The sequence below is a fragment of the Acinetobacter lactucae genome, assembly GCF_013122135.1.
GTDB lineage: Bacteria > Pseudomonadota > Gammaproteobacteria > Pseudomonadales > Moraxellaceae > Acinetobacter > Acinetobacter lactucae.
The window spans coordinates 3,445,127-3,458,996 of sequence record NZ_CP053391.1; the positions used below are offsets into that span (position 1 = coordinate 3,445,127).

13 protein-coding genes are annotated in these 13,870 nt (G+C 38.8%); 10 read left to right on the forward strand and 3 right to left on the reverse strand.

The window, feature by feature from the left end; genetic code table 11:
• Positions 1-44: 44 nt before the first annotated feature.
• A complete protein-coding gene (clpP, locus tag HLV59_RS16090; RefSeq protein ID WP_002114870.1) occupies positions 45-650 on the reverse strand; it encodes an ATP-dependent Clp endopeptidase proteolytic subunit ClpP in 606 nt (201 codons plus the stop codon).
• 193 nt (positions 651-843) lie between these two features.
• Positions 844-2,178 (reverse strand): trigger factor, encoded by a 1,335-nt coding sequence (gene tig, locus HLV59_RS16095; protein ID WP_171430372.1) that lies wholly within the window; start codon positions 2,176-2,178, stop codon positions 844-846.
• Between the two features lie 414 nt (positions 2,179-2,592).
• Here tig and HLV59_RS16100 point away from each other — a divergent pair, with 414 nt between their 5' ends.
• The 7 genes from HLV59_RS16100 to rdgB all read left to right on the forward strand — a co-directional run bounded on the left by HLV59_RS16100 (position 2,593) and on the right by rdgB (position 11,065).
• Entirely contained in the window at positions 2,593-4,893 is a 2,301-nt protein-coding gene (locus tag HLV59_RS16100; protein WP_171430373.1) for a TonB-dependent receptor, read from the forward strand.
• A 106-nt stretch (positions 4,894-4,999) separates the two neighbouring features.
• A complete protein-coding gene (locus HLV59_RS16105; RefSeq protein ID WP_031947309.1) occupies positions 5,000-5,683 on the forward strand; it encodes a Fe2+-dependent dioxygenase in 684 nt (227 codons plus the stop codon).
• Positions 5,684-6,141: 458 nt separating this feature from the next.
• Positions 6,142-7,839: a 2-isopropylmalate synthase gene (gene leuA / locus HLV59_RS16110; protein WP_031947308.1), complete on the forward strand. Its 1,698-nt coding sequence runs from the start codon at positions 6,142-6,144 to the stop codon at positions 7,837-7,839.
• An 83-nt stretch (positions 7,840-7,922) separates the two neighbouring features.
• A complete protein-coding gene (metX, locus tag HLV59_RS16115) occupies positions 7,923-9,083 on the forward strand; it encodes a homoserine O-succinyltransferase MetX (protein WP_002114709.1) in 1,161 nt (386 codons plus the stop codon).
• Positions 9,083-9,676: a methionine biosynthesis protein MetW gene (gene metW, locus HLV59_RS16120; RefSeq protein ID WP_001217230.1), complete on the forward strand. Its 594-nt coding sequence runs from the start codon at positions 9,083-9,085 to the stop codon at positions 9,674-9,676. The genes metX and metW overlap by 1 nt, the downstream gene beginning before the upstream one ends.
• Positions 9,673-10,260, forward strand: coding sequence for a tetratricopeptide repeat protein (locus tag HLV59_RS16125; protein ID WP_017385717.1), 588 nt, complete (start codon positions 9,673-9,675; stop codon positions 10,258-10,260). Before metW ends, HLV59_RS16125 begins: the two co-directional genes overlap by 4 nt.
• A 178-nt stretch (positions 10,261-10,438) precedes the next feature.
• A complete protein-coding gene (rdgB, locus tag HLV59_RS16130; RefSeq protein WP_163118220.1) occupies positions 10,439-11,065 on the forward strand; it encodes an RdgB/HAM1 family non-canonical purine NTP pyrophosphatase in 627 nt (208 codons plus the stop codon).
• Between the two features lie 196 nt (positions 11,066-11,261).
• Here the strand turns inward: rdgB and HLV59_RS16135 are convergent, their stop codons facing one another.
• Positions 11,262-12,137 carry an AEC family transporter gene (locus tag HLV59_RS16135; RefSeq protein WP_171430374.1) on the reverse strand — a complete coding sequence of 292 codons (876 nt, stop codon included), beginning with the start codon at positions 12,135-12,137 and terminating at the stop codon, positions 11,262-11,264.
• 253 nt (positions 12,138-12,390) lie between these two features.
• Here HLV59_RS16135 and HLV59_RS16140 point away from each other — a divergent pair, with 253 nt between their 5' ends.
• Genes HLV59_RS16140 through tatC form a run of 3 tightly spaced genes read left to right on the forward strand, consistent with a single transcriptional unit; the run spans position 12,391 to position 13,826 of the window.
• Positions 12,391-12,609 carry a Sec-independent protein translocase subunit TatA gene (locus HLV59_RS16140; RefSeq protein WP_057105678.1) on the forward strand — a complete coding sequence of 73 codons (219 nt, stop codon included), beginning with the start codon at positions 12,391-12,393 and terminating at the stop codon, positions 12,607-12,609.
• A gap of 12 nt (positions 12,610-12,621) precedes the next feature.
• Complete coding sequence (gene tatB, locus HLV59_RS16145; protein WP_171430375.1) at positions 12,622-13,059, forward strand: Sec-independent protein translocase protein TatB; 438 nt, start codon at positions 12,622-12,624, stop codon at positions 13,057-13,059.
• On the forward strand, positions 13,056-13,826 hold the full coding sequence (tatC, locus tag HLV59_RS16150) for a twin-arginine translocase subunit TatC (protein WP_031947301.1): 771 nt from the start codon (positions 13,056-13,058) through the stop codon (positions 13,824-13,826). The genes tatB and tatC overlap by 4 nt, the downstream gene beginning before the upstream one ends.
• The last annotated feature ends 44 nt before the right edge of the window (positions 13,827-13,870 follow it).

Genomic DNA, 13,870 nt, shown 5'->3' on the forward strand with positions numbered 1-13,870 from the left:
GGAGATCTTTTTCAACATCTCAAGTTATTTATATAAGAAGGTCCTTATGGACGCTTACTTAACACCTGATCAACCAGACCATATTCTTTAGCAGCTTGAGCTGTCATAAAGTTATCACGGTCAGTATCACGAGCAACGGTTTCATAGTCTTGACCACTGTGCTCTGCCATTAAGCGGTTCAAGCGCTCTTTAATAAAGAGAATTTCACGAGCATGGATTTCAATATCCGATGCTTGACCACGGAAACCACCCAATGGTTGATGAATCATGACACGGGCATTTTCTAAACAATAGCGTTTACCTTTAGCACCCGCATTTAATAAGAATGCACCCATTGAAGCAGCTTGGCCCATACAATATGTCACGACATCAGGTTTAATAAACTGCATTGTGTCATAAATAGCCATACCCGCTGTCACAGATCCACCTGGAGAGTTGATATAAAGGTGGATATCTTTATCAGGGTTTTCAGCTTCTAAAAACAACATTTGGGCAACAATTAGATTGGCCATGTTGTCTTCAACTTCACCTGTCAAAAAAATGACGCGCTCACGTAAAAGTCGTGAATAAATATCAAAAGAACGTTCGCCGCGAGAAGATTGTTCAACCACAACAGGAACTAAAGCATTTTCAATTGTTGGAACATACATACGTTATTTATTCCTAAATTTTTTGTGACTTAACCTATGGCAACAATATGCGGGATAATTTCTCAAATTGCAAAAGGTTCGCACTGAAATATTATATTATTTATACCTAAGTACTTAATGTCGCACTCAAATTGACCACATAAAGAAAAACAAAAAAGGCGCCTCAGGCGCCTTTTTCTGACTTCTTAAAAGATTAGCCCATACGGCGAGCTTGTTGTTCTTTCAATAAGTCATCATAAGATACAGCTTTGTCAGTCACTTTAGCACCAGCTAAGATGTGATCAACAACTTGATCTTCTAATACAACTGCTTCGATTTGAGCACGTTGTTGAGCATCATTTTTGAAGTATTCAATTACTTCAGTTGGATCTTCGTAAGAAGAAGCCATGTCGTCAATGTAAGCATCAACGCGAGTTTGGTCAACTTCAAGTTTAGCATCAGCTAAAACTTTGCTTACCAATACGCCAAGCTTAACAGAACGTTCTGCTTGTTCTTTGAACAATTCGTCAGGAAGCATGCTCTTATCAAAAGATTGCGCGCCTGCACCACCAAATTGTTGAGTGAACTGTTGAACCATTTGTTGACGTTGACGGTCAATTTCTTGAGCAACCATTGCAGTTGGAACTTCAACTTCGTTCGCAGCAACAAGTGCATCAAAAGCAGCTTGTTTAACTTGGTTACGTAAACCATTGCGAACTTCACGTTCCATGTTTTTACGAACGTCAGCTTTTAACTTCTCAACGCCTTCTTCTTCAGTTACACCAAAGATTTTTAAGAATTCAGCATCAATTTCTGGAAGTTTTGATTTCTCAACTTGCTTCACAGTGATTTTGAACTGAGCTGCTTTACCAGCCAAGTTTTCAGCTTGGTAATCTTCTGGGAAAGTAACGTCAATTACTTTCTCTTCACCAGCTTTCATACCGATGATGCCGTCTTCGAAGCCAGGGATCATACGACCTGAACCTAACACAAGTTTAAAGTCTTCAGCAGAACCGCCTTCGAACTTCTCACCATCGATAGTGCCTTCGAAGTCAAAAGTCACTTGCATGTCTTTCTTCGCCATGCCCTTGGTTACAGCCCAAGTTTGACGTTGTTTTTGCAAGTTTTCGATCATAGCGTCAACGTCAGCGTCTTTAATTTCAGCTGATTTACGTTCAACTTCTAAGCCGTCAAATGCTTTTACTTCAACTTCTGGATAAACTTCTACAGTTGCTTCAAAAACTAAAGCATCTTCTTTATGTTCAACTTTCTCAATATTCGGCATACCTACCGCATTGATTTTTTCTTGTTGAATTGCTTCAAAAACGCTATCACGAATGATGTCATTTACAACTTCTTGATAAATGCTTGCACCGTATTCGCGACGAACAACGTTTTCAGGTACTTTACCTGGACGGAAGCCGTTGATCTTCACAGTTTTGGCAGTGCGCTTCAAACGAGCTTCAAATTGCTCGTTAATACGGCTCGTCGGTACAGACACATTTAAACGACGGGCAACGCCCGAAACCGCTTCAGTCGTTACTTGCATGGCTTCCTCGATAAAAATTAGTTAGTAGGAACAGTTTTTAAAAAAGTGCTGTATTATATGACAACTTTCAAGATATACAAAATTAACCGATCACTTCCTGTAAGTGAATGCTAATTTTCCAAGAAATTTCACAGTAATTTTATGATTTCTTAAAAATTTTTCACAGTTCATTAAGAAGAACTAATTTTTTAGTTATTCTTTATAAATCTAAAATTACAATAAAAAATTCAACTTAATCGTTTTAACAAACAATTACTAATAATCAGTAGATTAACGACAAAAAAGCACAATTAACCATTTAATTATTCATTTTTCCTTCATAATTCTATTGGCAAATCCAATTAACACAAACTGTACATATAAATAAGAATTATTATTATTCGCATAACCTTTACTATTTAAAGCCCTGAAATTATGTCTCTAATTAAAACTCGCAAGAAAATTGTATCATCTGCAATTGCTTCTTCTCTCTCTATGATTGCAACAACAGCCATGGCACAAGAAGCAGTTTCACAATTACCAACAATTCATACTAAAGCGACTCAAGAAGAGTCTTTAAAAGTAGATCAGTCAGCAAACGCTAAATTTGTGGCTCCACTTAAAGATACGCCAAAGTCTGTCTCTATTCTTTCTCAAAAATTAATTAAAGATACAAACTCTAATACCCTCCTCGAAGCTTTACGCTATGAACCAGGTATTACATTAGGGGCAGGTGAAGGCGGTACACCATTTACCGACATGCCTTACATTCGTGGCTATAGCGGCCAGTCTTCTATTTATGTCGATGGTGTACGTAATACAACGTCTCAAAACCGCGATATGTTTGCCATTGAACAAGTTGAAGTGATTAAAGGCTCTTCTTCTGCTCTTGGTGGCGGTGGTAGCGTTGGTGGAAGTATTAACTTAATTCCTAAAGTTGCTCATGAAGGTGACGTTTACCAAGGCAGTATTCAAGGTGGTACTGACAACTATCGTCATATCCAACTTGATGCCAATAAAGACTTTGGTAACGGTATTGCTGGCCGTGTGGTCATTATGGGTCATGAAAATGAAAAAGCTGGTCAGAGTAAAGGTGCTGAATATGCGCGTGCTGGTATTGCATCAAGTCTTGCATTTGGCCTAGGTACAGCAACTCGTGGAACTCTTAGCTACTACTATTTACGTAGTAATGATGAACCAGATGCAGGTATTCCATTTAACAATGCAAATCCAACAACTCCTCCTCCAGGAGTGACAGTAACACCTGGTGATGGTAAACCTGTTGATGTCAAAGCTGGAACCTACTATGGCTGGAAAGCACGTGATTTTGACAAACGTGAAAACCATATTGGTACATTTAAGTTGGAACATGATTTTAATGAAAATCTTACCTTGTCGAATGTAGCAACCTACAACAAATCTAAATCTGATTATGTTTATACGAATGCTGATGACTCTAAGGGTAATATTTACAGAGGCACAATCGCTCGTCGTGCTTTAAGTCGTATATTGGACACAGATGCATACAGTGATCAACTTTCTTTAAAAGGTAAATTTAATACTAGTTCATTAAAGCATTCCTTTAATGTCGGTACTGAATGGAGCTTCCAAGAAACTGACCAAGGTATGTATACTTTTACTAACTCGGAAGGAAAAACGACGTCTACAATTTTACAAGATAATATTAAGAACTGTAATTCAGCTGCGGCAGCTTCAAATGGTTGGTGTACCAGCTTAAATAATCCAGGAAACGGTTCCTTCACTGACACACTTGGAACAATTAAAGGACAGTCTACAACTCGTAGCCACACTGTTTCTCTTTATGCTTTAGATAGTATTGAGTTTAATCCTCAATGGATTTTAAATTTAGGTGTCCGTTGGGATAAATTTGAAACAGAGAAAAAATATAATAAAGATGTCTACGGCACAACTGCTGGAGCTTATAACTCTACCATTAGCATTCCGAAAGGAACAAAATATGAAAGTGATTCAGATTTCTTTACGTATCAAGCAGGTTTAGTTTTTAAACCAACTGAGAACGGTAGTATCTATGCAAGCTTTGCAACTTCTGCCAACCCTGTCGGTGTACTTGCTGAAGGCGACAGTAGTGACAATGCACTTGGTACTACAGATATTATTAATGAACTTAAACCAGAAGAAGCTCGTACTTTTGAAGTAGGAACGAAATGGGATCTGTTTAATAACCGCGCGAATTTAACTGCCGCAGTTTTTCGTACAGAAAAGCAAAATACTCGTATCCAAATCGACCCTACTACTTCCGCAAATGCAGGTAAAAGTAAAGTTGACGGATTTGAAATTAGCTTGAACGGAAAAATTACCGACAAATGGGATGTTTCTACAGGCTACAGCTATTTAGATAGCGAAATCACAGATGCCGCATACAATGCGGTTGCTCAAGAAGGTAAGCCATTACCATTTGTAGCGAAAAACAGTGCTACCCTATGGTCTACTTACAGAGTAATGCCTCAATTGACTTTAGGCGCTGGTGTTGAATATCGTGATCAAGTCTTTGTAAACACAACCGCACCTAAATATTTGCCAACCTACACTATTTACAACGCGATGGCTAAATACGACGTGAACAAGAACGTAAACTTACAGCTTAATATTAATAATATTTCTGATAAGCGTTACTTCACTAGTGCACATGCAGCTCATTACGCATTTGAAGGCAATGGCCGTAATGCTGTATTAGCGATTAACTTTAAGTACTAAGGTTAAATTCCATAATTGATTTATGGAATTGGTTAAAGTTCAGATAAAATAGCCTCGTCACGAGGCTATTTTTACAAATGAAGTATCTATATAAAAGGTGTTTGCCGTGATTCATCATATTCCTAATGTTTTAAGCAAAGAGCAAGTTGCCGAGTTTCGTAAACTCATGGAAGAAGCGAGTTGGGTTGGTGGAAAAGTAACTGCGGGCACCTTATCTGCTTCTGTGAAAAGAAATCAGCAACTCTCAGAACAAGACCCGCTTACTCATCATTTAAGTGATCTTGTCATCAAAGCAATTTGGCAAAATCCAATATTTCAGGCCGCTGCGCTACCTCACAAAATTATTCCACCGCTTTTTAATCGTTATGATGAACATGAAAGCTTTGGTTTCCATGTAGACAATTCAATTCGCCTTATCCGTGGAACTTCTGAACAGCTCCGTACCGATTTATCTTGTACATTATTTTTAAGTGAACCAGATGAATATGAAGGTGGTGACCTCGTTATCGAAGATACTTATGGTTATCATGAAGTCAAATTACCGGCAGGTGATGTGGTGCTCTACCCTTCTACCAGCCTACATGAAGTCAGCAGTATTACCTCTGGTACTCGTTTTGCTTCTTTTTTCTGGGTACAAAGTCTCGTTCGAGACGATAGTAAACGCCATCTTTTATTTAATCTTGATGAGAGCATTCGAGAACTACGCAAATCACACGGCGATAACTACCCAGAAGTCATGAAGCTCACCAACATTTATCATAATTTAATTCGTATGTGGTCAGAACTGTAACACTATTTATTTTTGCCTTTTTAAGACTTAATAATCTTTTTTACCTTAAAAAGGCAAAAATATGAAAATAATTTTCCATAAAAAATAAAACAGCGCAAAATTAGAAAATTATTTTCTAAACAACTTAACTAAAATTATGATAAGAATTTTGCACAAGGTGTAATCATTGTTTAGATGTGATATATCTAAATATCAAGATTACCCGCAAACCATCAAACTTATTATTCTACGGTCTAGAGATGAAAACGAATTACTTGTTTGCCCAGCCTACTCAAGCAAGACATCATCTGCAACTCCTGATGCTGCGCCAAGCGCGCGTATAAAAATTTTGTCTGCTTTTTAAAGCAGCACTTCAAAATTACCTTTAATTTTTCTGAATTAGATACCATATATTAAGTAGAGACGTTGCCTTTTAAATATATCCAGAGCAACCGCGCTACGAGACAAGGAGTTTTCTCATGATGTTGGCTGACCCTAGCAAAAAATACCGCCGTATGTACCAACGTGTGGATTTACCAGATCGCCAATGGCCAAATAACGAAATTACAAAAGCGCCAATCTGGATGAGTACCGATTTACGTGATGGTAACCAAGCAATTTTTGAACCGATGAACATGGAACAAAAATTCAAAATGTTCAAAATGCTTGTGAAAATTGGTTTTAAGCATATTGAAATCGGTTTCCCTTCTGCATCACAAATTGACTTCGATTTTACCCGCATGTTGATCGAAGAAAATCATATTCCTGATGACGTATACATTGAGGTTTTGGTTCAAGCACGTGACCATTTAATTGAACGTACTTTTGAATCTTTGGCAGGTGCTAAACGCGCAATTGTGCATATTTATAACTCGAACTCTCCAACCTTCCGTCAAAAGGTGTTGAACGTAGATGTTAATGGTGCAAAACAATTAGCAATTAATGCTGCTCAAAAAGTTAAAGAGTATGCTGCACAGTATCCTCAAACTGACTGGATTTTCCAGTACAGTCCAGAATGTTTCTCTGCAACTGAATTAGAAGTCGCTAAAGATGTCTGTGATGCCGTCACAGAAATCTGGGATGCACGTCCAGATCATAAAGTTATTTTAAACTTACCCGCGACTGTCGAAGTTTCTACACCAAATGTTTATGCAGACCAAATTGAATGGATGCATCGTAATTTGGCACGTCGTGATGGCGTAATCATTTCTGTTCACTGCCACAATGACCGCGGCTGTGGTATTGCTGCATCAGAACTTGCCATTATGGCGGGTGCTGACCGTGTTGAAGGCTGTGTGTTCGGTAATGGTGAACGTACAGGTAACGTTGACGTTGCAGCAATTGCATTGAACATGTATACCCAAGGTGTAGCACCAGAGTTAGATTTCTCTAACATTAATGAAGTGATTGCAACGGTTGAAGAATGTACTGGTTTACCTGTACACCCTCGTCATCCATATGCAGGTGACTTGGTATTTACTGCATTCTCTGGTTCACATCAGGATGCGATCAAAAAAGGCTTCGAGTACCAGAAAAACGAAGAAGTCTGGGATATGCCTTACTTACCAATCGACCCGAAAGATTTGGGCCGCGACTATGATGCTGTAATTCGTGTAAACAGCCAGTCTGGTAAAGGCGGTATTGCATACTTATTAGAATCGAATTACAACGTTGTGTTGCCGCGTCGCTTACAAATCGAATTTAGCCAAGTTGTTCAACAATATGCTGATGAGAACGGTACAGAAATCAATGCCAAAGAAATCTGGACTTTATTTAAAGACACATATGTTGATGTGAAAAACCATCACTACACAGTCAAACACTACAAGTTGTCTGACATTAACGGTACTCAAATTATCGAACTTGATGTTGATGTCGAAGGTGAAACACAACAACTTCGTGGTGAAGGTAACGGACCAATCTCTGCATTCTTAAATGCACTTCAATTACCAATTGACGTATTGAACTATGAAGAACGTAGTATTAGTTCAGGTGCAAATGCGAAAGCATTAACCTTAATTGAGCTTCAAGTCAAAGGTACAGGTAAAGGTTCATTTGGTGCCGGTGTTCATGACAACACAGTCACTTCATCCATTGAAGCAATTATTGCATGTACCAACCGTTTGATTGATCAAGGTGTTTTAAGTACAGATCAGGTTGTTGCCGCCGCTGTTTAATTAAAAAAAAGACTTTGGAAAGGATACCTAGCTTGGTATCCTTTCTTTTTATTCCTGAAAGATTTAAAAGGCGAAATGTTCCCGTGTCTTTTCCAGCTGATTCAGTGGGGTTAGTCACTCCGCAAAAGTTCCAATTTGAAGAACCATTACACCTTGAATGTGATCGTGTTTTGCCTCGTTTTGAATTAATGGTTGAAACTTACGGCACTTTAAATGCTGATAAATCAAATGCAATTTTAATCTGTCATGCTCTTTCCGGACATCATCATGCAGCGGGTTATCACCACGAAGATGATAAAAAAGCTGGATGGTGGGATAGTTGTATTGGCCCGGGTAAGGCAATTGATACGAATAAGTTTTTTGTAGTTTCGCTAAATAATATTGGTGGCTGTAATGGCTCAACTGGCCCGACCTCACCAAATCCTGAAAATGACAATCGCCCTTATGGACCTGATTTCCCATTAGTAACGGTACGCGACTGGGTTAAAACTCAGGCTATGCTTTCTGACCGTTTGGGTGTAGATGTCTGGTATGCAGTGGTCGGTGGGTCATTAGGAGGCATGCAAGCACTACAATGGTCCGTAGACTACCCTGACCGCCTACAAAAATGTGTGATTATTGCCAGCGCACCAAAGCTTTCAGCACAGAATATTGCATTTAATGAGGTTGCTCGTCAGTCAATCTTGTCTGATCCAGATTTCCACCATGGCCGTTATTTGGAAAATGATAGCTACCCGAAACGCGGACTGATTTTGGCTCGCATGGTAGGTCATATCACCTATCTTTCAGAAGAAGCCATGAAACAAAAATTTGGCCGTGATTTAAAATCTGGCAAATTTATGTACGGTTTTGACGTCGAGTTTCAGGTCGAGAGCTATCTGCGTTATCAAGGTGAACAGTTCAGCCGTAACTTTGATGCCAATACCTATCTCATCATGACCAAAGCTTTAGATTATTTTGACCCATCACGTGAGTACGGTCATTCTTTAACTGAAGCGATGGGCAAAACCAAATGTCAGTTCTTGATTGTCTCGTTTACCACTGACTGGCGTTTTGCACCAAGCCGTTCACAAGAAATTGTAGATGCACTTATTACTAATCATAAGCCTGTAAGTTACTTAGATATTGATGCTGAGCAAGGTCATGACTCGTTCTTATTCCCTATTCCACTGTATGTCAAAACTATGCGCGCTTTCTTAGGCGGTGAAGAACACTTAAAATCGACATCACTGGAGGCAAGCTAATGCGTATTGATCAACAACTAGCAGAAAAGTGGATTAAACCCGGCTCAAGCGTACTCGATTTAGGGTGTGGTGACGGTGAATTACTCGCTCATATGAGCCAAAAGCATCAAATTCGTGCTTATGGTTTAGAAATTGATCAAGAAAAGATTGCAATTGCCGTCAGTCGCGGGTTAAATATTATTCAACAAGATTTGAATCTCGGCTTAAGCCGCTTTGCTGACCAGTCATTTGACTATGTGGTTATGGCACAAGCTTTGCAAGCCGTAGATGCACCCGATGTTTTATTAAGAGACATGGTGCGTGTGGGTAAACAGGCCATTATTACTTTTCCAAACTTTGCGCATTGGAAGACTCGCTCTTTTCTTGCATTAAAAGGAATGATGCCTGTATCGGATGCTCTACCATATATGTGGTATAACACCCCCAACATTCATTTATGTACATTTAAAGATTTCGAAGCACTATGTGCGGAAAATCAAATACAAATTATTAATCGACTCGCCGTCAATGGAAATCAGCAGGGAAGCCTGTTAAGCAAACATGTTCCGAATTTGTTTGGTGAAGTCGCTATTTATCGAGTGAGTGCACTATGAAAAAGACATTATTTAGCACACTATTTGCAGGACTGCTAAGTATGCAGGCTCATGCAGATTATATCGCCCAGCCACAATCGGTTGCGAGTCAGGCTGCACGTTTTTCAACAATGGGGATTAACGATCTTCAGAAAGCGGCAAAAGCTGGTCAAGCAGGCGCGCAATTTTACCTTGGTACACACTACCAATATGGTAAAGATGTAGCAAAAGACGAAAAGCAAGCTTTCGCATGGTTTAAAGCAGCAGCTGACCAAGGTTTATCACCAGCACAACTCAACGTAGGCCGTATGTATGCCGACGGTATTGGTGTTAAAAAAGATGAGTCTATGGCTCGTAAATACTTTGAAAAAGCAGCAAGCAATGGTGATAACCGTGCAAGCTATAACCTTGCGATGATGGAAGAGCAAAAGAAAAACTACGTTGGTGCTTACCAATGGTATGAGCTTTCAACTCGCGATGGCATGCTCGATAATAAAGTGATTAGCCTATCTGAAGGTAAGAAAACCGCTCTTGCAGCGAACTTGACTCAAGAACAAATTCGTACAGCACGTGACCGTGCGGACAAATGGATTCAAGCACAATAATAACGGTTCATCCGAAAAAAAACCTTACTCGACTAAAACCACCTTGTATGCTCTACAAGGTGGTTTTAGTTTATTAGGATATTCTCATTTATATTCTATTTGTTTTCCTCTATATCCCCTTCCAAAAAACACGTAACATAACTGATGTTCGATATTAGCTATAAAGTTTGGTTTTATTATGTCTACCCCACATTGGTTTGATCAGGGCAGTTTAGTTCTTGCCAGCAATAACAAAGGTAAAGTCGCTGAGTTTGAAAAACTTTTTGAACAGTTGAAATTACCAGTAGAAATTATTCCTCAAGGTCGCCTTAATATTTCTGATGCAATCGAAGACGGCTTAAGCTTTATTGAAAATGCCATTATTAAAGCTCGTCATGCTTCTAAAATTTCAGGTAAACCTGCTATGGCTGATGACTCAGGCATTTGTGTACCAGTTTTAGGCGGCGCACCTGGTATTTACTCTGCACGTTATGCTGGAGAGCATGGTGACGATGCAGCGAATAATGCAAAATTATTAAATGATCTTTTACCCTACCGTAAAAATGGTGAAGTGATTGAAGGTATGTTTGTATGTGTACTTGCTTTAGTCACTCATGCTGAAGACCCATTACCACAGATTTTCCAAGGCATTTGGCACGGCGAAATTTTAGAAGTTGCACGTGGAGAAAATGGCTTTGGCTATGACCCACTGTTCTGGTTGCCTGAGCTACAAGTTTCTAGTGCTGAACTGTCTAAAGAAGATAAGAATAAGATTAGTCATCGTGGACAAGCGATGCAGTTATTTAGAGAAAGTTTGCAGAAGTAAAACTTTAAACTTTAAAGCCATTTGCTATCGTGCTAGGCGACATGGATGTCGCCCGTCGAACTGCGACATCACGGATGTGTCGTCAGTTCGACAAATGGTTTTGTTACTTTTGACGAAACAAAAGTAAAGTATTGCTTACATACACAAAATAAGCATATAACCACTATTCAAAGGCAGCCTAATCTAATTATCTTACTTAGAAATAAAGATGCAAAAACACTGCATAAATCGCAATACACACACAACTCACAATTGTCCCAGAGGCGATATAAGCCGCAGATCTTCCCGTTCCTTGATAATGTGTTTCTAGTGCTACAATATTGGCTGCTGGCGGCAAACAGAACATTAAAAACATCACTCCAATTTGCTGACTTATATTTGGAATCGGTAAAAATCTATAAGTTAAGCCACAAAGAATAAACCCACACACCACCTTAAAAGCTTGAGCTTTGGTACTGTAGATTAAGTCTTTTAAATGCACTCGCGTACGGCGTAGCCACATTCCCAAAACACACATGCCTGCAAAGGTCATCGCGAACTTGGCAATTTCATATATCCAATGTATGGCAGGATGTTCTATATGCTGAGCACCTAGCAACCTGAGCAGAAGCGCACAAAAAATTGAAATACACGGTGGAGAAGTTAAAACCTTTTTTAATATGTTGAGTTTACTTTGTGGTTCAGTGGTGACTGCCGTAACGGCCCATGCATTGCCAAAAAGCGACATTCCAATATATAGCGCAACAATAGGAGCCGTAGCATCAGGACCAAATAAAGCCATGGCAAAAGGAAAGCCGAGCCAGCCCATGTTGGTATAACTCACGCATAGCGCTAATAATCTGTCTTTAAATAAAGCTAAATAAGCGAAGAAAATAAGAAATGCTGAACCGAAGCTAAAGAGCATTAAACTCAAACTACCTGGCTGATAAAATACCATGTTATAAATAATCACAACTGGAATCAGTAAACGGGCAAGCCAAGCTGAGAGAACAGGTTTTATCGTTTCGGCAAGGGAAGTCTGAGCAAGTAAAAGTCCTGTGATAAATGCCAATACAGGCAGTAGTAGCGCCACGCTCTCTCCTCTTGCTCATTAAAAACAGCTTGTTATGCTACACCTTTTCAAAGTGAAATGTACTTTCCATTTCAAGTAATTTAAGCACCCGATATTGGCCTGCCTATAAATTAAATAATTAAATAATTTCTCTATGAAAATTATCTTTTTAGGCTTTACCCCTCATTCACTGTCTTAAAAATGACATATAAGTGTCACATTCCTGTCATGGCAACCTGTTGATATAAAGCAAACTGAAAAGAGGTATAAGATCATGGCTGGTTTATCTATTTGGCATGTCGTTATTTTTGCAATTGTCGTTATTTTATTATTCGGTACATCTAAATTAAAAAATATCGGTAAAGATGTTGGTGGTGCAGTAAAAGACTTTAAAAAATCAGTTCGTGAAGAAGACGAAACTGCAACGCTTAATACTCCCCGTACAATTGATGCCCAAGTCAAAACTCCTGACAGCACATCAGTAAAAAGCTAAAGGTTTTCGACCATGCTTGATGTAGGAATGACAGAGCTACTCTGCTTTGCAATTATTGCAATTTTAGTTTTAGGCCCAGATAAACTACCGGAAGCTGCACGTTTTGCTGGCCGATGGTATGTTCGCCTAAAACGTTATATTACCAATTTGCAAAATGAGATTGATCAAGAGTTGCGTCTTTCTGAGTTTCGAAAAGAAATGCAAGAAGAGCTCAACCGCATTGAAGCACTAGAACGAAAAGTTCAACAACAACTTGAAGAAATCCAAAAACAAAATATTTCTGAAAATATAGATAAGACTGAGGCAGTTAAAAAGATGCCTCAACCTATTCGGATATGTCTTCCTATAACAGGCCATTATAAAGTTCCATATGTGGAAAAATTTGTGCCTTTCACATCATCAACTGATATTTCAGAGACATCACCTGTTAAATTGAAGATTGCCGTATGAACCAACTGCCTTCAACCACTGTAAATAATCAGGAAAATTTAGACCAAATGCCGATCATGAGCCATTTGGTCGTTTTAAGACGTCATTTATTTAGGATTGTTGGCGTAACCTTATTTTTATTTTTTTGCTTATTGCCCTTTAGAAATAATACTTACCAATTATTATCCGAACCCTTAAGGTTACAACTCCCAACCTCCTCGTCAATGATTGCAACAGATGTCACTGCAACATTTATGGCGCCTTTTAAACTCAATTTATTTGTTGCACTTGTACTGGCAATGCCATTTATTCTTTATGAAATATGGTCTTTTGTTCGTCCAGCGCTATATCAAAAAGAACGTCATTTAGCGCTCCCGTTACTCATCGGTAGTATTGTTTTGTTTTATGCAGGCGTTGCTTTTGCATATTACATTACCCTTCCGGCAATTTTGCATTTCTTTATTAGTGTATCGCCTGAAACTGTTGCACCTATGACAGATATTAATAGCTACCTAAGCTTTTGCTTAAAGCTATTTTTAGTGTTTGGACTGACTTTTGAAATTCCTATCGCGACTCTTTTGCTTATTTTAATTGGTGTGGTAAATACAAAAAGTCTTGCTGAAAAAAGACGTTTTATTATTGTTGGATGCTTTTTCGTTGCAATGTTTATTACACCACCAGACGCTATTTCAATGGTCATGTTAGCAATCCCAATGTGGTTGCTTTTTGAGCTTGGCCTGCTATTCGGTAAAATTCTTGAGAAACGAAAAACTCATTCTGCCGAATAAAATAGTTTTGAAGAAAAAGCCTGAACCTCGGAGTTCAGGCTTTT

Coding starts and splice junctions, on each gene's coding strand:
- clpP (WP_002114870.1), bottom strand. CDS start 650: ATGTATGTTCCAACAATTGAAAATGCTTTAGTTCCTGTTGTGGTTGAA.
- tig (WP_171430372.1), bottom strand. CDS start 2,178: ATGCAAGTAACGACTGAAGCGGTTTCGGGCGTTGCCCGTCGTTTAAAT.
- HLV59_RS16100 (WP_171430373.1), top strand. CDS start 2,593: ATGTCTCTAATTAAAACTCGCAAGAAAATTGTATCATCTGCAATTGCT.
- leuA (WP_031947308.1), top strand. CDS start 6,142: ATGATGTTGGCTGACCCTAGCAAAAAATACCGCCGTATGTACCAACGT.
- metW (WP_001217230.1), top strand. CDS start 9,083: ATGCGTATTGATCAACAACTAGCAGAAAAGTGGATTAAACCCGGCTCA.
- HLV59_RS16125 (WP_017385717.1), top strand. CDS start 9,673: ATGAAAAAGACATTATTTAGCACACTATTTGCAGGACTGCTAAGTATG.
- rdgB (WP_163118220.1), top strand. CDS start 10,439: ATGTCTACCCCACATTGGTTTGATCAGGGCAGTTTAGTTCTTGCCAGC.
- HLV59_RS16140 (WP_057105678.1), top strand. CDS start 12,391: ATGGCTGGTTTATCTATTTGGCATGTCGTTATTTTTGCAATTGTCGTT.
- tatB (WP_171430375.1), top strand. CDS start 12,622: ATGCTTGATGTAGGAATGACAGAGCTACTCTGCTTTGCAATTATTGCA.
- tatC (WP_031947301.1), top strand. CDS start 13,056: ATGAACCAACTGCCTTCAACCACTGTAAATAATCAGGAAAATTTAGAC.